The 17,218-nt window shown below is 72.9% G+C and carries 21 protein-coding genes; 8 read left to right on the top strand and 13 right to left on the bottom strand.

Features of this window, described 5'->3' with window-relative positions; all coding sequences use genetic code 11:
• Positions 1–13 precede the first annotated feature (13 nt).
• A complete protein-coding gene (gene lnt / locus AC07F3_RS17670) occupies positions 14–1,585 on the top strand; it encodes an apolipoprotein N-acyltransferase (RefSeq protein ID WP_479115009.1) in 1,572 nt (523 codons plus the stop codon).
• On the opposite strand, the gene AC07F3_RS17665 is transcribed toward lnt, so the two are convergent.
• Positions 1,509–2,414 carry a Gfo/Idh/MocA family protein gene (locus AC07F3_RS17665; protein WP_479115007.1) on the bottom strand — a complete coding sequence of 302 codons (906 nt, stop codon included), beginning with the start codon at positions 2,412–2,414 and terminating at the stop codon, positions 1,509–1,511. The two genes, lnt and AC07F3_RS17665, sit on opposite strands and share 77 nt — an antisense overlap.
• Positions 2,411–2,623, bottom strand: a complete 213-nt coding sequence (locus tag AC07F3_RS17660) for a hypothetical protein (RefSeq protein ID WP_479115005.1) — start codon at positions 2,621–2,623, stop codon at positions 2,411–2,413. Before AC07F3_RS17660 ends, AC07F3_RS17665 begins: the two co-directional genes overlap by 4 nt.
• A 74-nt stretch (positions 2,624–2,697) precedes the next feature.
• Here AC07F3_RS17660 and AC07F3_RS17655 point away from each other — a divergent pair, with 74 nt between their 5' ends.
• The 3 genes from AC07F3_RS17655 (at position 2,698) to AC07F3_RS17645 (ending at position 4,092) form a co-directional block, all read left to right on the top strand.
• Entirely contained in the window at positions 2,698–2,997 is a 300-nt protein-coding gene (locus AC07F3_RS17655; RefSeq protein ID WP_479115003.1) for a hypothetical protein, read from the top strand.
• Positions 2,994–3,530 carry a DinB family protein gene (locus tag AC07F3_RS17650; RefSeq protein WP_479115001.1) on the top strand — a complete coding sequence of 179 codons (537 nt, stop codon included), beginning with the start codon at positions 2,994–2,996 and terminating at the stop codon, positions 3,528–3,530. Before AC07F3_RS17655 ends, AC07F3_RS17650 begins: the two co-directional genes overlap by 4 nt.
• Positions 3,531–3,648: 118 nt before the next feature.
• The gene (locus AC07F3_RS17645; RefSeq protein ID WP_479114999.1) at positions 3,649–4,092 is read left to right on the top strand and encodes a hypothetical protein; all 444 of its coding nucleotides are present in this window, start codon (positions 3,649–3,651) and stop codon (positions 4,090–4,092) included.
• A gap of 27 nt (positions 4,093–4,119) precedes the next feature.
• On the opposite strand, the gene AC07F3_RS17640 is transcribed toward AC07F3_RS17645, so the two are convergent.
• From AC07F3_RS17640 to AC07F3_RS17610, 7 genes are all read right to left on the bottom strand, one after another.
• Positions 4,120–4,584 carry a hypothetical protein gene (locus AC07F3_RS17640; RefSeq protein WP_479115846.1) on the bottom strand — a complete coding sequence of 155 codons (465 nt, stop codon included), beginning with the start codon at positions 4,582–4,584 and terminating at the stop codon, positions 4,120–4,122.
• Positions 4,585–4,746: 162 nt separating this feature from the next.
• Positions 4,747–5,430 carry a uracil-DNA glycosylase gene (locus AC07F3_RS17635; RefSeq protein ID WP_479114997.1) on the bottom strand — a complete coding sequence of 228 codons (684 nt, stop codon included), beginning with the start codon at positions 5,428–5,430 and terminating at the stop codon, positions 4,747–4,749.
• Positions 5,431–5,521: 91 nt separating this feature from the next.
• Complete coding sequence (locus AC07F3_RS17630; protein WP_479115845.1) at positions 5,522–7,075, bottom strand: ABC transporter substrate-binding protein; 1,554 nt, start codon at positions 7,073–7,075, stop codon at positions 5,522–5,524.
• A 169-nt stretch (positions 7,076–7,244) separates the two neighbouring features.
• Complete coding sequence (locus tag AC07F3_RS17625) at positions 7,245–8,006, bottom strand: SDR family oxidoreductase (RefSeq protein ID WP_469836887.1); 762 nt, start codon at positions 8,004–8,006, stop codon at positions 7,245–7,247.
• A 17-nt stretch (positions 8,007–8,023) separates the two neighbouring features.
• On the bottom strand, positions 8,024–8,785 hold the full coding sequence (gene fabG, locus AC07F3_RS17620) for a 3-oxoacyl-ACP reductase FabG (protein WP_344373359.1): 762 nt from the start codon (positions 8,783–8,785) through the stop codon (positions 8,024–8,026).
• 149 nt (positions 8,786–8,934) lie between these two features.
• Entirely contained in the window at positions 8,935–9,318 is a 384-nt protein-coding gene (locus tag AC07F3_RS17615) for a DUF3037 domain-containing protein (protein WP_479114994.1), read from the bottom strand.
• The gene (locus AC07F3_RS17610; RefSeq protein ID WP_479114993.1) at positions 9,315–10,193 is read right to left on the bottom strand and encodes a HipA family kinase; all 879 of its coding nucleotides are present in this window, start codon (positions 10,191–10,193) and stop codon (positions 9,315–9,317) included. The genes AC07F3_RS17615 and AC07F3_RS17610 overlap by 4 nt, the downstream gene beginning before the upstream one ends.
• A gap of 156 nt (positions 10,194–10,349) precedes the next feature.
• Between AC07F3_RS17610 and AC07F3_RS17605 the strand changes: the two genes are divergently transcribed.
• Positions 10,350–10,811 (top strand): Rieske (2Fe-2S) protein, encoded by a 462-nt coding sequence (locus AC07F3_RS17605; RefSeq protein WP_479114991.1) that lies wholly within the window; start codon positions 10,350–10,352, stop codon positions 10,809–10,811.
• Here AC07F3_RS17605 and AC07F3_RS17600 read toward each other — a convergent pair.
• Positions 10,798–11,448: an isochorismatase family protein gene (locus tag AC07F3_RS17600; protein WP_479114989.1), complete on the bottom strand. Its 651-nt coding sequence runs from the start codon at positions 11,446–11,448 to the stop codon at positions 10,798–10,800. The two genes, AC07F3_RS17605 and AC07F3_RS17600, sit on opposite strands and share 14 nt — an antisense overlap.
• 108 nt (positions 11,449–11,556) lie before the next feature.
• On the opposite strand from AC07F3_RS17600, the gene AC07F3_RS17595 reads away from it, so the two are divergent.
• Positions 11,557–12,033, top strand: coding sequence for a pyridoxamine 5'-phosphate oxidase family protein (locus tag AC07F3_RS17595; RefSeq protein ID WP_479114987.1), 477 nt, complete (start codon positions 11,557–11,559; stop codon positions 12,031–12,033).
• A 10-nt stretch (positions 12,034–12,043) separates the two neighbouring features.
• Here AC07F3_RS17595 and AC07F3_RS17590 read toward each other — a convergent pair whose 3' ends face one another.
• Positions 12,044–12,946: a LysR family transcriptional regulator gene (locus AC07F3_RS17590; RefSeq protein WP_479114985.1), complete on the bottom strand. Its 903-nt coding sequence runs from the start codon at positions 12,944–12,946 to the stop codon at positions 12,044–12,046.
• A gap of 73 nt (positions 12,947–13,019) precedes the next feature.
• On the opposite strand from AC07F3_RS17590, the gene AC07F3_RS17585 reads away from it, so the two are divergent.
• A complete protein-coding gene (locus AC07F3_RS17585) occupies positions 13,020–13,985 on the top strand; it encodes a DMT family transporter (protein ID WP_479114983.1) in 966 nt (321 codons plus the stop codon).
• Here the strand turns inward: AC07F3_RS17585 and AC07F3_RS17580 are convergent.
• On the bottom strand, positions 13,979–15,319 hold the full coding sequence (locus AC07F3_RS17580) for an aminotransferase class I/II-fold pyridoxal phosphate-dependent enzyme (RefSeq protein WP_479114981.1): 1,341 nt from the start codon (positions 15,317–15,319) through the stop codon (positions 13,979–13,981). The genes AC07F3_RS17585 and AC07F3_RS17580 overlap by 7 nt on opposite strands.
• A gap of 23 nt (positions 15,320–15,342) precedes the next feature.
• On the opposite strand from AC07F3_RS17580, the gene AC07F3_RS17575 reads away from it, so the two are divergent.
• Positions 15,343–16,026: a pyridoxamine 5'-phosphate oxidase family protein gene (locus AC07F3_RS17575; RefSeq protein WP_479114979.1), complete on the top strand. Its 684-nt coding sequence runs from the start codon at positions 15,343–15,345 to the stop codon at positions 16,024–16,026.
• Between the two features lie 203 nt (positions 16,027–16,229).
• Here AC07F3_RS17575 and AC07F3_RS17570 read toward each other — a convergent pair whose 3' ends face one another.
• A complete protein-coding gene (locus tag AC07F3_RS17570; protein ID WP_479114977.1) occupies positions 16,230–17,207 on the bottom strand; it encodes a DMT family transporter in 978 nt (325 codons plus the stop codon).
• Positions 17,208–17,218: the final 11 nt, after the last annotated feature.

The raw sequence follows: 17,218 nt of genomic DNA, 5'->3' as shown, positions 1-17,218 counted from the left end.
GAGGAGGCGCGGTATGCGGATTCCGGTCGGCCGTCATGCACCACGACTGACGTCGGCCTGGTGGCGCGGCACGGCCGCGGTGCTGGCCGGGGCGCTGCCCGCGCTCGCCTTCCCGGCGCCCTCACTGTGGTGGTTCGCGTACGTCGCGCTCGTGCCCTGGCTGCTTCTGGTCCGCTCCGCGGGCAGTGCACGGCGGGCCGCGCTCGACGGCTGGCTCGGCGGCACCGGGTTCATGCTGGCCGTGCACCACTGGCTGCTGCCCAGCCTCAGCGTCTTCATCGTGGTGCTCGCGGCGCTGCTCGGGCTGTTGTGGGCGCCCTGGGGCGTGCTCGTGCGCTCGACCCTGGGCGGCCGCCCGAGCACCCCGCGCGCGCTGACGGCCGTCGTGGTGGTGCCCTCGGGATGGCTGATGGTCGAGCTCGTCCGGTCGTGGCAGGGGCTCGGCGGACCGTGGGGGCTGCTCGGCGCGAGCCAGTGGGAGGTCACGCCCGCGCTGCGGCTGATGTCGGTGGGCGGGGTGTGGCTGGTCAGCCTGCTCGTGGTGGCGGTGAACACCGCCGTCACCCTGGGTGTGGCGCTCCCCCACGTGCGGACCGCGATGGTGTCGGCTCTGGTGGTGTGCGCCCTCACGACCGGTGCCGTGTGGATGTGGGCTCCGCACATGGAGCGGGACGGACACCTCCGGGTCGCCGTCGTGCAGCCGGGTGTGATCGAGAACGGCGACGCCCGCTTCGCCCGCAGCGAGGCGCTGACCCGGGCCCTGGCGGGCCGGCACGTGGACCTCGTCGTATGGGGCGAGAGCAGTGTCGGGCAGGACCTGACCGCCCGCCCGGACCTGGCCGCGCGGATCGCGGCGCTCTCCCGGGACCTGAACGCGGACGTCCTGGTGAACGTGGACGCGCGCAGGTCGGACAAGCCGGGGATCTTCAAGAGTTCGGTCCTCGTCGGCCCCCACGGCCCGACCGGGCAGCGCTACGACAAGATGCGGCTCGTGCCGTTCGGCGAGTACATCCCGGCCCGTTCGCTGCTCGGCTGGGCCACCTCGGTCGGCAAGGCGGCGGGCGAGGACCGGCAGCGCGGCACCACCCCGGTGGTGATGACGCTGCCGGACGCGGTGCGGGTGGGGCCGCTGGTGTGCTTCGAGTCGGCGTTCCCCGACATGAGCCGCCATCTGGTGCGCGGCGGCGCCCAGTTGCTCATCGCGCAGTCGTCCACCTCGACGTTCCAGGACACCTGGGCACCCGCCCAGCACGCCTCGCTGGGCGCGCTGCGCGCAGCCGAGACGGGACGCCCGATGGTCCATGCGACCCTGACCGGCATCAGCGCGGTCTACGGCCCGGACGGCGGCCGGATCGGAACGTGGCTGCCCACTTCGGCCAGCACCTCCGCCGTGTACGACGTCCCGCTGGCCACCGGCACCACGCCCTATGTGCGCCTGGGCGACTGGGCCGTGTACGGGGCGCTCGTCGCGCTCGCCGGGTTCTGCGCGGCCGAGGGCGCCCGTGCGTTCAGGAGGCCTGCTCCCACGCCTCCCGCACCACCCGCTCGCACAGCTCGTGCGTCGCAAGGGCGTCCTGTGCGCTGAGCGTCTTGCCCGCCCGTACGGCGTCGAGGAAGGCGAGGACCGCCTGCTCGATGCCGCGCTGGCGGGCCACCGGCACCCAGTCGCCGCGGCGGCGCACCGTCGGCTGCCCCTTGTGGTCGACCACCTCGGCGAGGTTGAGGACCTGGCGCTTGGTGTCCTGGCCGGAGACCTCCAGGATCTCCTCGGTGGAGCCGTTCATCCGGTTCATGGTGCCGATCGCGGTGAAGCCGTCGCCGGAGAGCTGGAGCACCACGTGCTCCATCAGTCCCTCGCGGACCCGGGCCCGTACGACGGTGTGCTCGATCGGTCCCGGCGCGAGGAAGCGCAGCGTGTCCACGACGTGGATGAAGTCGTCGAGCACCAGGGTGCGCGGGTCCTCGGGAAGCCCGACGCGGTTCTTCTGCATCAGGATCAACTCGCGCGGATGGTCGGCGCACTGGGCGTAGCCGGGCGCGAGCCGCCGGTTGAAGCCGACGGCGAGGCCGACCCCGCGCTCCTCCGCGAGCGCCACGAGCCGCTCGGAGTCGGCGAGTTCGTACGCCAGCGGCTTGTCGACATACGTCGGTACGCCCGCCTCGATCAGCCGGGTCACGATCTGCGGATGCACCGCGGTCGGCGCGTGCACGAACGCGGCGTCGAGGTCCTGCGCGAGCAGCGAGTCGAGGTCGGTGTGGCAGCGCGCGGCGGGGACGCGGTGCGCGTCGGCCACCTTCGCGAGGGTGGCCGGGGTGCGGGTCTGCAGATGCAGTTCCGTACCGGGCAGCGATGTCAGGACCGGCAGATAGGCCTTCTGCGCGATGTCCCCGAGTCCGATGCAGCCGACCTTCACAGGGTCTCCTGTCGCCGAGCGTTGTCCTGCTTGCTTGCCTGGTCAGCATACGTGCGCCCGGGTGGCCGCCAGGTGGCGATGTCCTTGAACGAGCGGAGCACGAAGGAGGGGCCGCAGCGGGAGAGCGCACCGATGAGGGTGTCGCGGACCGCGAGGGCGGCCGGGTTGCGCATGAGGTCGAGGCGGGCGGTCCGGTCCGCCCGGCGCACGATGCCCAGGGTGCGCGGCGGCCGCTCGGCGCTGTGGCGGGCGAGCCCCTCGGCGGGGCCCGCGGCGACACGTGGTGGGCGAGGACGACGGCGTCCTCGACGGCCTGGCCGCCGCCCTGGCCGAGCGGCCGCGCCGTGGCGTGCGCTGCGTCGCCGACCAGGGCGACCCGGCCCCGGTGGCAGGCGGGCAGCGCCGTGGCCATGCGGTCTCCTGCGCCGCCGGTTCATGCCACGCCGAGGTGCCGTCCGAGCCGGAGATCCGCCGCGGTTTCACCGAGTTGCCGCGCGGCGTGCTCGCCGGGCCGCCGCCATGGCCGGTGCGCCGATATATCCGTTGGCCCCGGTCGTGGCCGTCGGCCAGGATGACGCCATGACGAACTCCGCAGTACCCCCGGCCGCGTCGGCCGAGCGCGCCGAGCCCGCACTCGACGCCCCCGAGCGGGCCATGCTCGACGGCTGGCTGGAGTACCACCGCGAGACGCTGGCCTGGAAGTGTTCCGGGCTCACCGACGAACAGCTCAAGACGGCCGCCGTGCCGACCTCGGAGCTCACCCTGCTCGGCCTGCTGCGCCATCTGTCCGAGGTCGAGAACTGGTGGTTCGCCATCGTGTTCGGCGGCGAGCCCGACAAGGGGGTGTACGGCACCGACGAGGACCCCGACCGCGACTTCCACTTCGGCCCCGAGGACACCTACGCCGAGGCGCTGGCCACCTGGCGCGGCGAGGTCGCGGGCGCGCGGGCCCGGGCGGCCGGGCACGACCTCGACGACCTCAGCGTCGGCACCGCCCGCGGCGGCCGGCACTTCACGCTGCGCTGGATCTACACCCACATGATCGAGGAGTACGCCCGCCACAACGGGCACGCCGACCTGATCCGCGAGGCAATCGACGGCGCGACGGGAGACTGAACGCCCGGCCGGGGGCGGACCGGCACACGGCGGCGACGTCACTCGTGCGGGCCATTGCGGGCCCACACGGTCACTCAACCACCTTCTCCGCCAGCAGAGTTGTCCGATGCACCCAACGATGCACCGAACCCGGAACGCGCTGGGACTCCTGACCGCCGCGGCCGCCCTCACCGTCTGCGGCTGCCTCACGGGCTGCGTATCCGTCGAGGCCCGGCCCGCACCGCCACAGCCGTCGCCCCCGTCGCCCCCGTCAACCCACCGACAGGGCGCGGTCGCCCCGCAGATCGTCCAGGCCCCGGCCCGCGAGGCACTGGACACGATCCTGCCCCCGGACGCCCCCTCTCCCCCGCCTCCCCCCGCCCCGAGGGCGGCCCCGCCGGACCCGGCCCGACACGAGCACCACCGCCGGGCCGAGCGGCCCCACCACCCTTCCGCCGCCCCCAGGAAGCACCGCCCCCACCCCGCGGCGCCTCCCGCGGCGGGCGACGTCTGCGCGCTCGGCCAGAGCTACGGCGGCTGGCGCGACGACAGCCTTGAGGCACGCATCTGCCATGAGGCCTAAGGCAATTGACGGCTCGTCACCGTCGCGTCACACGGCGTCCAGCCGCCGCTCCAGGCGGTGCAGCGCCTCGCGGATGCCGTTGCCGTACGCGTCGTCGGCCAGCGCGTCCAGGGCGGCATGGGCCCGGTCGAGGTGGAGCCGGGCCTCCTCGGGGCGGTGCAGCTTCACGTAGTCGGCCGCCAGGTTGAGGTGGAGCGAGGGGTAGAAGGCGCGCACCGCGAGCGAGGCGTGGTGCTCGGCCAGGCGCTCCTGGCTCAGGCCGTCGGCCGCAGCCAACGCCCGCAGATCCCAGGCCAGTTCGTCCCCCGGGTCGTCCTGGGTGTCCGCCATGTAGTGGGCCAGGGTGCAGCGGTGGAGCGCGTCGCCGTCCTCGCCGATCTGCGACCACAGGGCGCCGAACCGGTTGCGCGCCTCCTCGCGGTCGCCGCCGTGGAGCAGCATCATCGCCTGCCCGATCCGCGTCATCACGACGTCCCCCGGGGCTTCCTGCATGTCCGTCACCGCTGTCTCCACCAGTCGTCACGAAAGTCGAACGACTTCGACGCTAGCCGCCGCCACTGACAATCGGCCTCAGGCTCGGGCGGGGCCCCGGGCCTGTCAGCCGGACGCCGTCACACGCCCGGCCGACGGCCACCCGCCCCTCGGCGAAAGCGCTCAGCCCAGGTTCGGCACGCGCCAGTCGATCGGGGTGTGGCCCTGGGCCGCGACCGCCTCGTTGATCTGGGTGAACGGGTGCGAGCCGAAGAACTTCTTCGCCGACAGCGGCGAGGGGTGCGCGCCCTTGACCACCACGTGCCGCTCCTCGTCGATCAGCGGGAGCTTCTTCTGCGCGTAGTTGCCCCACAGCACGAAGACCGCCGGGTCGGGCCGCGAGGCGACCGCGCGGATCACCGCGTCGGTGAACTTCTCCCAGCCCTTGCCCTTGTGCGAGTTGGCCTCGCCGGAGCGCACCGTCAGCACCGCGTTGAGCAGCAGCACGCCCTGCTCGGCCCACGGCATCAGATAGCCGTTGTCCGGGATCTCCAGACCCAGCTCGTCCCGCATCTCCTTGTAGATGTTGCGCAGCGAGGGCGGCGTCCTGACACCGGGCCGCACCGAGAAGCACAGGCCGTGCCCCTGGCCCTCGCCGTGGTACGGGTCCTGCCCGAGGACGAGCACCTTCACCCGGTCGTACGGCGTCGCCTCCAGGGCCGCGAAGACCTCTTCGCGGGGCGGGTAGACGGGGCCCCTCGCCCGCTCCTCCTCGACGAACGCGGTGAGCTCCTTGAAGTACGGCTTCTGGAGCTCCTCGCCGAGGACGCCCTGCCAGGACTCGGGCAGCATGGCGATATCGGTCACGTCAACAACCTCCGTGGGACATTCGGTTCCCGCACGCTCGCGGTTTCCCGAACCTACCCGCCGCCACTGACAACGCCGCCCGCGCCCACCGCTACCAGCTGGTCTTGCGGTGCAGCTCCCACATCTGCATGACGGTCTGCGGGTCCATGGCGCGCTCGCCGCCCGCGATGTCGTCGCTCGCCGCGATGTAGAGCTTGCCCTGCCACAGCGGAAGGAGCCGTACGTCGTCGACGAGGACGTCCTGGGCCCGCTCGAACTGCTTGCTGACGGCGCCCCGGTCGGAGACCTCACGGGACTGGGGGATCAGCTGCGTGGTGATCTCGCGGGGCTCGTACGGGGTGCCGACCGCGTTCTCCTTGCCGACGAACGGCGCGATGAAGTTGTCCGGGTCGGGGAAGTCGGGGAACCAGCCGCGCCCGAAGACGGGGAAGTCCCCGGCCTGGAAGCCCTCGGTGTAGGTCTTCCAGGGGCGGCTGTTCAAGGTCACCTCGAACAGCCCGGAGGCGTCGAGCTGGCGCTTGAGCTCCTTGAACTCCGCCTCCATGGAGGAGCCGTAGCGGTCGGTGGTGTACCAGAGCTGGAGCGGGACCGGGGCGGTGACGCCGGCCTTGCGCAGGATGTCCTTCGCCTTGGGGACGCTGGGCGAGCCGAAGGCGTCGAAGAAGCTCGTGGTGTGACCGTTCACGCCGGTGGGGACCATCGAGTACAGCGGTTCCGCGGTGCCCTTGTAGACCTTGGCGACCAGCGCGTCGCGGTCGACGAGCTGGGCGACCGCGCGGCGCACCGCCGGGTTCGCGGCCTGCGGGTCCTTCGGGTTGAACACCAGGAAGCGGATCTCGGTGCCAGTGTTCTCGACCAGTTGGAGCGGCTTGCCCGCGGCCTTCTCGTTGCGGACGTCCTCGACCTCGTCGGCCGTGATGCCGCGGTAGGTGACGTCGATCCGCTTGCTCTTGAGGGCGTCGACCATGGCGCCGGAGTCGCGGAAGTAGCGGATGGTGACGCCGTCGTTCTTGGGCTGCGCGAAGCCCTGGTAGTGGTCGTTCTTCTTCAGGACCGCGCGGTCGCCCGCCTTGTACGACTGGAGCGTGTACGGCCCCGAGCCGGTCAGCCCGCCGTCGCCGCGGAGCTTGTCGGCGGGGTAGGCGCGGGGGTCCACGATGGACATGGCGGGCGCTCCGAGCACGTACGGGAAGGTCGCGTCGGGCTTGTTGAGGTGGAAGGTGACGGTCAGCTCGTTGTCGGCGGTGACCTGGTCCAGGCTGCTGAGCAGCCCTTTGGGGCCGGCCTTCACATTGATCTTCACGATCCGGTCGATCGAGTACTTGACGGCGTTCGCGTCGAGCTTCGTGCCGTCGGAGAAGGTCATTCCCTTGCGCAACGTGCAGGTGAAGGTGCGGCTCGACTTGTCCTGGAACTGGCAGGACTGCGCGGCGTCGGGCTGCGGGGCGGTGCTGCCGGTCGGGAAGGCCACCAGGGTCTGGAAGACATTGCGGTACAACTCCCACGATCCGTCCCAGGACGCGGCGGGGTCGAGCGTGCTCGGCTCGCTCGTCGTCCCCACCGTGATCTCCTGCTGGGCCTGCGAACCGCCCCCCGAGAGCAGTCCGCAGCCACCGAGCAGGGATATGGACGCAAGGGCCGCCATGGTGCGCCGGCAGATGGTCCGTTTGAACACGTGCACGCTCCTCGATCGGCCATGGGACCGGCAGACCATACCGCAGTGCCCCGCTGGGTCAACCGACCGTCTCAGCAGGGCACTTGGCATATTCAGGAGCAAATCCGCTCAGGGTTCCCAGGGCCGTCGGGCCCCGCCGTCAGTGCACCCCGGCGTTCAGGAAGAGACCGCCGTCGACGACCAGCGTCTGTCCGGTGACCCAGTCCGACTGGTCGGAGGTGAGGAACGCGGCGGCGCCGCCGATGTCGGCGGGCACCCCGAGCCGGCCCAGCGGGTAGGCCGCGGCGGCCTCCGCCTCGCGGCCCTCGTAGAGCGCCTGGGCGAACTTGGTCTTGACCACGGCCGGGGCGATGGCGTTGACCCGCACGGCCGGAGCGAACTCGTGCGCCAGCTGGAGGGTCAGGTTGACCATGGCCGCCTTGCTCATGCCGTACGCGCCGATGAAGGGCGAGGGGGAGAGCCCGGCGATGGAGGCGATGTTGACGATCGCGCCGCCGTTCTCCTTCTGCCAGGCCTTCCAGGTCTGCTGGGCGAAGCCGAGCGCGGAGATCACGTTCGTCTCGTACACCTTGCGCGCGACGTTCAGGTCGAGCTCGGCGATGGGGCCGAAGACGGGGTTGGTGCCGGCGTTGTTGACCAGGTAGTCGACCCGGCCGAAGGCCTCCATGGTGCGCTCGACGACGGTGGCCTGGTGGGCCTCGTCGGCGGCCTTGCCCGCGACGGCGATGACCCGGTCGGAGCCGAGCCGTTCGACGGCCTCCTTGAGGGCGTCCTCGCCGCGTCCGGTGATGCACACCCGGTCGCCGCGGGCGACGAGCGCCTCGGCGACGCCGTAGCCGATGCCGCGGCTGGCTCCGGTGACCACGGCCACCTTGCCCGACAGTTCAGGAAGTTCAGTCATGTTCCTTGTCCCTGGCCTTAGTTGAGCGGGCCGCCGGCCACGTACATGACCTGGCCGGAGACGAACCCCGCGGCGTCGCCCGAGAAGAAGGCGATCGCGTTGGCGATGTCCTCGGGGAAGCCGACGCGCTGGACGGGGATCTGGGTGGCGGCCGCGGCCTGGAACTCCTCGAAGCCCATGCCGACCCGGGCGGCGGTCTGCGCGGTCATCTCGGTGACGATGAAGCCGGGGGCGACCGCGTTGGCGGTGATGCCGAACTTGCCGAGCTCCTTGGCGAGGGTCTTGGTGAAGCCCTGGAGGCCGGCCTTGACGGCGGAGTAGTTGGCCTGGCCGCGGTTGCCGAGCGCAGAGGACGAGGAGAGCGAGACGATGCGGCCCCACTTGGCGTCCACCATGTGCTTCTGACAGGCCTTGGCCATCAGGAACGCGCCCTTGAGGTGCACGTTCATCACGGTGTCCCAGTCCGACTCGCTCATCTTGAAGAGCAGGTTGTCGCGGAGCACGCCGGCGTTGTTGACGAGGATGGTCGGCGCGCCGAGCTCGGCCGCGACCCGCTCGACGGCCGCCTCCACCTGGGCGCTGTCGGAGACGTCGCAGCCGACGGCGATGGCCCGGCCGCCCGCCGCGGTGATCTTGTCGACGGTGTCCTTGCAGGCCGCCTCGTCGAGGTCGAGTACGGCGACGGCCCGGCCCTCGGCCGCCAGCCGGACGGCGGTCGCGGCGCCAATACCCCGCGCCGCCCCGGTCACGATGGCGACACGCTGCTCGGTGGTGGACATGCTGTTCTCCTCGCCCTGGGATCCGCGGCCCTCAGTCACTGAGCAACCGCTTAGTAGCTTCAGCAGACGAGACGCTAGAAGCCCTGGCACGCGGTGTCAACGGGCCACGGGTCCCCCGGCGCATGTCACACCCCGGCGGGCGCGGGGAATCAGCGCACCAGCAGGTCGAGCAGCCGCTCGGTCTCGGCCTCCGGGTCGGCGGTCAGGCCCGTGTGGACGGGGCCCGGCTGGACCACCGTGGAGCGCGGCGCGATCAGCCAGCGAAACCGCCGGCCCGCGTCGTCGCCCGCCGCCTGCCCGGCCGCCTCGCCGCCCCCGCAGACGCCTTCGACGGCGCGCAGCGCGGCCCGGACGCCCACGACGTCCGCGGCCGGGTCGAGCGCCTTCAGCTTCGCCTCGTCCAGGTGGGTGCGCGCCGCGACGAAGGACCGGGCACGGCAGTAGACCAGTACACCCGCGTTGAAGCACTCACCGCGCTCCACGCGTGGCACCACGCGCAGCAGCGCGTACTCGAAGACATCGCGCTTGCTCAACGGTCGGCGTCCTTCTGGCTGTTCTGGCCGTTCACGGCGGTGCTGTTCTTGGTCGGGTGCGGCCAGGGCCGGGCGTGCTCGGTCAGCCAGCCGGGGGCCTGCGAGGGCTTGGCGGTGGTGGGGGCGTCCAGCGTGATCCGCTCGTGGATCGTCGCGGCGCGGGCGAGCAGCGGCTCCACATACGCGCGGCGCAGCGCGTCGGTCGTCTCGAAGCCGGGCTCGTCGACCAGCCACTCGCAGGGCACCAGGGCCGTGACCTCGGTGAGGAGCTCCTCGGTCACCAGCGGCGCGAGCTCGGCTGCCGCGGCGGCGATGTCGGGTCCGAACGGCGCGAGCGCGTGGTCGGAGGCGTTGTAGGGCTTGGCCGCCGACGCGGCGGCACCGGGCCAGTTGTGGTGCCAGATCATCGTGGCGCCGTGGTCGATCAGCCACAGTTCGCCGTGCCAGACCAGCATGTTGGGGTTGCGCCACGACCGGTCGACGTTGTTGATCAGCGCGTCGAACCAGACGACCTTCCCGGCCTCGGCCGCGTCCACCTGGTAGGCGAGGGGGTCGAAGCCGAGCGAGCCCGGCAGGTAGTCCATCCCGAGGTTCAGCCCGCCGCTCGCCTTCAGCAGCTCCTGCACCTCCTGGTCGGGCTCGGACAGGCCGATGACCGGGTCGAGCTGGATGGTGACCAGTTCCGGGACGCGCAGCCCGAGCCGACGGCCGAGCTCCCCGCAGATGACCTCGGCGACCAGCGTCTTGCGGCCCTGGCCGGCCCCGGTGAACTTCATGACATACGTTCCGAGATCGTCGGCCTCGACGATGCCCGGCAGCGACCCGCCCTCACGCAAGGGCGTGACGTACCGGGTCGCGGTGACTTCAGTGAGCATGGGCACAGGCTACTTCGCGGGCGTCGGGCGCCCGCTCCCGTTTCCTCCCGGCCCCGCCCCGGTTTCCCGAGAAGTCGCCGGATCGCTGAACGCCCCGTCCGTCCCTCGCGTACCCCTCCACGCAGTTACGCGTCGTACGTCGAGAGGACAGTCAGTATGAGCACCGAATCGCAGGCCGGGCCCGTGCGGGTACCGGCGCGCCGCACCGTCATCGCGTGTGCCGGCGCGGCCGGGCTCGCGGCCGCGCTCACCGCGTGCGGGGGCGGCTCGGACAGCGCGGGCGGGAGCGACGACACCAAGCCCGCCGGGGACGGGGGCGGCAAGAACACCGGGAGCGTGCTCGGCAGGACGTCGGACATCCCGCAGGGCGGCGGGAAGATCTTCGCCGCGCAGGGCGTCGTGGTCACCCAGCCGGCCGCGGGCCAGTTCAAGGCGTTCTCGGCGAAGTGCACCCACCAGGGCTGCGCCGTGTCGTCCGTCTCGGGCGGCACCATCAACTGCCCCTGTCACGGCAGCAGGTTCGACGTCGCGGACGGCAGCGTCAAGGGCGGCCCCGCGCCCTCCCCGCTGCCCGCCGCCGCGATCTCCGTCGAGGGCGGTTCGATCAAGCTCGCGTGACGCGGCGGCCCGCGCCGAGGCAGCCCAGGATGTCGTCGGTGGCGGCCACCGTGGCGACCAGGGCGAGGGTGTTGCGGATCATCGCGGGGGTGTAGTCGGCCGGCACCCCCGCGATGGCGTCGGCCGCCACCACCACGGTGTAGCCGAGGTTGACGGCGTCGAAGACCGCGTTGGGGATCGCCACGTTCGCGGAGACTCCGGTCACGATCAGGGTGCGGCAGCCGAGGTTGCGCAGGAGCGCGTCCACGTCCGTGCCGGCCACCGGCGACAGGCCGTGCAGGCGGCGTACGACGATGTCCTCGTCGGCCACCTCGATCGGTTCGGCGATCCGCACCGCCCGCGAGCCGGAGTACTGCTGCACCGGCAGCCGTTCGGCGGCACGGAACAGGCGCGCGTTGCGGTTGGCGCCGCGGCCGTCGGGGCGCCGCTCGGCGACCGCGTGCAGCACCTGGACGCCCGCCTCGTGCGCGCCCGCCACCAAGCGGGCCACGTTGTGCAGCGCGCCCGACTCCCGTGCCGCCTTGGCGAGTTCGGGCAGTGCGCTGTCGGTGCCGACCACGCCCTGCTGGCATTCGACGGTCATGAGGACCGTGGAGGCGGGGACGAGCTGTTCCGCGAGAAGTTCCTTCGTCGCCATGGCGCGGGAGGCTAACCGCCATTGCGCGATGAGGGAAGAGCACGCCATGCTTCCTGACGCAGCGTCAGATCGCTGGCGCGCGTGGAGCCTTGGAAAGGGGAGGCGCAGATGACCGCCACACAGCGCCGGGGTCGCCGGATCATGATGAGCGACGAGGAGCGCGACGCCTTCCTCGGCGAGCAGCACACCTGCCGCGTCGCCACCGTCTCGGCGGACGGCGCCCCCCACGTCGCCCCGCTCTGGTACGTCTGGGACGGCGCCTCGCTCTGGCTGTACTCGATCACCCGCAGCCGTCGCTGGGCCCAGCTCGGCAAGGATCCGCGGGTCGCGGTGGTGGTGGACGACGGCACGGAGTACGGGGAGCTGCGGGGGGTGGAGCTGAGCGGCCGCGTCGTCCCGGTCGGCGAGGCCCCGCGCACCGGTCTGCCGTGCCCCGAACTCATCGCGGTGGAGCGGCGGTTCGCGGCCAAGAACTTCGGCCTGGAGGAGATGGTCCACGACGGGCGGCACGCCTGGCTGCGGCTGACGCCGGACACCGTCGTGTCGTGGGACTTCCGCAAGCTCGGCGGCGGGTTCGGCCGGTAGCGGGGCGCGGCTAGGCGAGCCGCTCCCCCGCCGCGGCCAGCGCGTCGACCGCGGCCCGGATCGAGGGCCGTCGGTCGGCGTCGGCGCGCCACACCGCGTACACATGGCGGCTCATCGCATCGCGCACCGGCACCACCCGCACCCCGTCGGGGATCGGGCCCCGGCCCAGGCGCGGGGCGATGCTGACACCCAACCCGGCCTCCACGAGGGCGAGTTGGGTGGCGTGCTCGCGGGCCACATGCGCGGTCCTCGGCTCGATGCCCTTGCCGCGCAGGGTGAACATGAGCCACTCGTTGCAGAACTCGCCCTCCGGCCAGGTGATCCACTCGTCCTCGGCGAACTCCTCCAGCTCCACCACCTCGCGCCCGGCCAGCGGGTGGTCGGCGCTGAGCGCGACGTCGGCGAGGTCGTCGAGGACCGCGCGCTTGGCGAGCCCGTCGGGCAGCGGCAACGGCTTGTTGTACCAGTCGAGTACGAGCGCGAGGTCGAGGTCGCCGAGCAGCACGCCCCGCACCGACTCCTCGGCCTCCATCTCCTCGGAGCGCACGGCGAGCCGCGGGTGCTCGGCGCGCAGCGCGGCGAGCGCGGCCGGGAAGAGGCCGCGGGCCGCGGTGGCGAAGCCCGCGATCCTCAGCTCGCCGACCACTCGGCCCCGCTGGGCCTCCAACTCGGCCTGGGCGACCTGCACTTGGGAGAGGATGCGGGCGGCGTGCCCGGCGAGGAGCCGCCCGGCGTCGGTGAGCCGCACGCCGCGCCCGTTCTTGGCGAGCAGCGGCTGCCCGGCCTCCCGCTCCAGCTTGGCGAGCTGCTGGGAGACCGCGGAAGTGGTCACGTGCAGGGTGTCGGCCGCGCCGCCCACCGAGCCGTGCCGGGCCACCGCGTCGAGGGTGCGCAGGCGCTCCAGATTCAACATATAAGCGATGCTAACCGGTAGCCTGCATGATTTCTCGCTTGTGCTACGCGATGCCGCGCCTCATCGTGGGGGCATGAGCACCGCCGCCCCGTCCCGGGCCACCTCCTGCGCACCCACCTCCACCGCGTCCCCGGCGGCCGCGCGCCGCCCCGCCCTCGACTGGCGTCTCCGCTTCGCGGCGCTCTCCCTGATCTGGGGCTTCAGCTTTCTGCTGATCAAGGTGGGCACCGAGGGCTACGCCCCCTTCCAGGTCACCTTCGGGCGGCTGCTCTTCGGCACCCTGGTGCTCGCCGTGGCGATGGCCGTCAAGCGCGAGCGGCTGCCGCGCGGCCGCCGCACCTGGCTGCACCTCACCGTGGCCGCCCTGCTCCTGAACGCGGCGCCCTTCTCCCTGTTCGCGTACGCGGAACTGACGATCCCCTCCACGCTGGCCGGCATCTGCAACGCGACCTCACCGCTGTGGGGCATGGCCCTGTCGCTGGTCGCGCTCTCGGAGGACCGGCCGAACCGGCGGCGGGTCGCCGGGCTCGGGCTCGGCTTCCTCGGGGTGCTCACGGTGCTCGGCGCCTGGCAGGGCTTCCACGGCCTGGACGTCACGGGTACGGCGATGGCGCTGCTCGCCTCGCTCTGCTACCCGGTCGGCTGGATCTACGTCCGCCGCACGCTGGCAGGCAGCGGCCACTCCAACCTGTCCCTGATCGGCTCCCAGCTCGGCATCGCGACGCTCCAACTGGCCCTGGTCACCCCGCTGTTCGCGGGCCTCCCGAGGTCGTTCCCGCTCGTCCCGCTGCTGGCTGTCGCGGCGCTCGGCGCGCTCGGGACCGGTCTCGCGGTGCTCGTCCAGTACGGGCTCGTCGGCGAGGTGGGTCCGACCACGGCGCAGATGGTCACCTACTTCATCCCGGTGATCGCCACGGCCGCCGGGGTCGCGGTGCTCGGCGAGAGCCTCAGCTGGAACACCCCCGTGGGCGCGGTCATCGTGCTCGCGGGCGCGGCCCTGACCCAGAGCCGGGCGCGGGTGAAGCCCCGCGCTCAGTAGGCGTAGCGGGTGCCGGGGCCCGGTCCGGTCGCGGAGGCGATGGCATCCGCGAGGGGCTCGATCTCGTCCCGCTTCAGGCTCGACACGGTCAGCCGCACCCCGGGCGCGGAGGCCATCCGGAAGCGGGCGCCGGGCGCCACCGCCCAGCCCGCGTGCAGCAGCCGGGAGACCGCTCCCGTCTCGTCGGGCACCGGCACCCAGATCGAGAAGCCGCTGCGCCCGTGGGCCTCGACCCCCCGCGCGCGCAGCGCCCGCAGCAGGCCCTCGCGCCGTTCGCGGTAGGAGCGGGCGACCTTCGCGGGGTCGACCGCGCCGGACGTCCACAGCTCGACGACGGCCCGCTGGAGCAGCCGGCTGACCCATCCGGGCCCGAGCCGCTGGCGGCCCCGCACCCGGTCCAGGGTCACGGCGTCCCCGGTCAGCACGGCGAGCCGCAGGTCGGGCCCGTACGCCTTGGCCACGGACCGGACGAACGCCCAGTGCTCGGTGACCGGGGCGACCGGATGCAGCGGCAGGTCCACCATGCCGTGGCCGTGGTCGTCCTCGATGAGCAGCACGTTGGGATGCGCGGCGAGCACGCCCCGCAGGGCCCGGGCGCGGGCCGCGCTCACGGCGGCGCCCGTCGGGTTCTGCGCGCGACAGGTGATGACGACGGCTCGGGCGCCCGCCGCCAGGGCGCCTTCGAGCGCGCCGGGCAACGGGCCCTCGTCGTCAAGCGCCATGGGTTCGGGCCGCAGCCCGAGCGCCGGTACGAGATCGAGCAGCGCGCCCCAGCCGGGGTCCTCGATCGCCACCGCGTCGCCCGGCCGCAGGTGGGCGGTGAGCACGCGCTCGATGGCGTCGAGCGAACCCGAGAGCACCCCGACCGGCCCGTGCGGCACGCCCGCCGCGTCGAAGCCCGCGCGGGCGAGTCGGGCGAGCTCGGCGTCCACGGGCTCCTGGCCGTACATGAAGCGGCCGGGGTGTTCGGCATTGCCGCGCGCGGCGGCGGCCAGCGCCTCGCCGAGCGGCGGCAGGAGCGCCGGGTCCGGGTTGCCGTCGGCGATGTTGCGCACCCCTTCGGGCACGTCCACCCGGATGAGGTCACGGGCGGTGCTGGCGGGCCGCGGCCGCACGCGGCTGCCGCGTCGGCCCGCCGTCTCGATCACCCCGCGGTCGCGCAGCAGCCGGTAGGCGGCCGCCACGGTATTCGGATTCACCCCGAGATCGGTCGCCAACTCCCTGAGCGGCGGCAGGAGTTGACCCGGTTCGAGCCCGCCGGAACCCACCGCGCGCTCCACGCTCTCGGCAATCTCCGATGCGCGCCGCCCCACAATCCGATATTCTCCTAGCACAAACCACAGTATGCACTAGTGCAATGGAGAACGCAATGTCGGACACCGCGACCGCAGCCCCCTACCAGGCGACCGCCCGCACCGTGCCGACCCGGTCGCGCGAGCGGGCCTCCTACGACCGCGAGCTGGTGCACGGCATCCTCGACACGGCGTACGTCTGCCACCTCGGCTTCGTCCGCGACGGGGCGCCCGTCGTGCTGCCCACGCTCTACGCCCGGGTCGGCGAACGGCTCTACATACACGGCTCCACCGGCTCCCGCCCGCTGCGCGCGGCGGGCCAGGCGGACCCCGGGCTCCCGGTGTGCCTGACCGTCACCCACGTCGACGGCCTGGTCCTGGCCAAGTCGGCCTTCCACCACTCGATCAACTACCGCTCGGTGGTGGTGCACGGCATCGCCCACGAGGTGACCGACCCCGAGGAGAAGCGCACCGCGCTGGACGCGCTGGTGGACCACGTGGTCCCCGGCCGCTCCCTCGACTCCCGCCCGGCGAACGCGAAGGAGCTCGCCGCCACCGCGGTCATCAGCCTCGATCTGAACGAGGTCTCGGCCAAGCTCCGCACCGGCGGCCCGAACGACGACCCCGAGGACCTCGCCCTGCCCCACTGGGCCGGCGTCCTGCCGCTCGCCCCGGCCTACGGCGCGCCCCTCCCGGCGGACGGCCCCTACCCGGAGCGGGCCCTGCCCGACTACCTCACCGCGCTCTGAGGGGCCGGATCCCGTACGGGCGCGTTGTCTCCGGGCCGCGCGGCATCCGGCTCGAAGTCCTGGACGCGCGGGCCCCGTTCACGTACAGCGGCCGCGAGTCGGCGTACGGGAAGGACCGCACGGCGGCCGGGACCACGGACTCGCCGCACCAGCGGCACCGCTGACCTGCGGCGGGCCCCCGTCCGGCGGAGGCCCGCCGCCCTCTACAGCACCGGTGCCTCGCGACGGGTCCTGGCGGCCTGCCGGGTCTCGGCCGCCGCGAGCCCGACCACCGCGAGCAGCAGCAGGGCCGTACCCGCCGCGGTGGCCACGGTGATCCGTTCACCGAGCACCGACACGGCGATCACGGCGGCGCTGACCGGCTCCAGGAGCATGATCACGGAGACGGTCGCGGCGCGCACGACGGCGGCGCCCGCGAAGTAGAGGGCGTAGGCGAGCGCGGTGGGCACGGCGGCCACGTACAGCAGCAGGACGAGCACGCGCACCGGCTCCCCCGTGTGCGGCAGCAGGCCCTCCGTCCCCGCGAACGGCAGCAGGCACAGGGCGGCGATGCCGAAGGCCCAGGCCGTGGTCGCCGACGGATCACCGGCACCGCCGTCGCGCCCCAGCCACCTGGTCAGCAGGGTGATGGCCGCGTATCCGGCGGCCGACACCAGGGCGAGGACGATCCCGGCGGGCCGCACCGTGCCGCCGCCGTTGCCGATGCACAGCACCGCGAGCCCCGCGAGCGCGCCGGCGACGGCCGCGGTACCGGCCCAGCCGATCCGCTCGCCCAGGGCGACGCGGGCGCCGAGGGCGATGAGGACGGGGCCCGCGCCCAGCGTCACCACGGTCGCGACCGCGAGCCCGGTCGCCTCGACGGCCGCGAAGTACGCGCTCTGGAAGATCATCAGGCCGATGCCGTTGCCGAGGATGCGCAGCAGCCGTCGGCGGCGCGGTTCTGGAGACGTCCGGGCGGGACGGCGGCGCAGCGCCATCGCGCCGAGCAGCAGGACGAGTCCTCCCGCACAGCGCCAGAAGGACAGCGCGAGCGGCCCGAGGTCGCTGGCCCCGAAGACCAGGGCCGCGGCACCGCCCGCGGTGCCCCAGGCGAATCCGGCGAAGGCGAGGTAGAGCAGACCTCGCCCCACGGGCAGGGTGGTGGAAGGGCCCACGGCGAGGCCCGTTGAAGCGTTCGACACGTACGTACTCC

This window comes from Streptomyces sp. NPDC045846 (assembly GCF_056431605.1).
The sequence above is the reverse complement of the archived record's forward strand: the minus strand, read 5'-3'. Positions and strand labels throughout refer to the sequence as shown.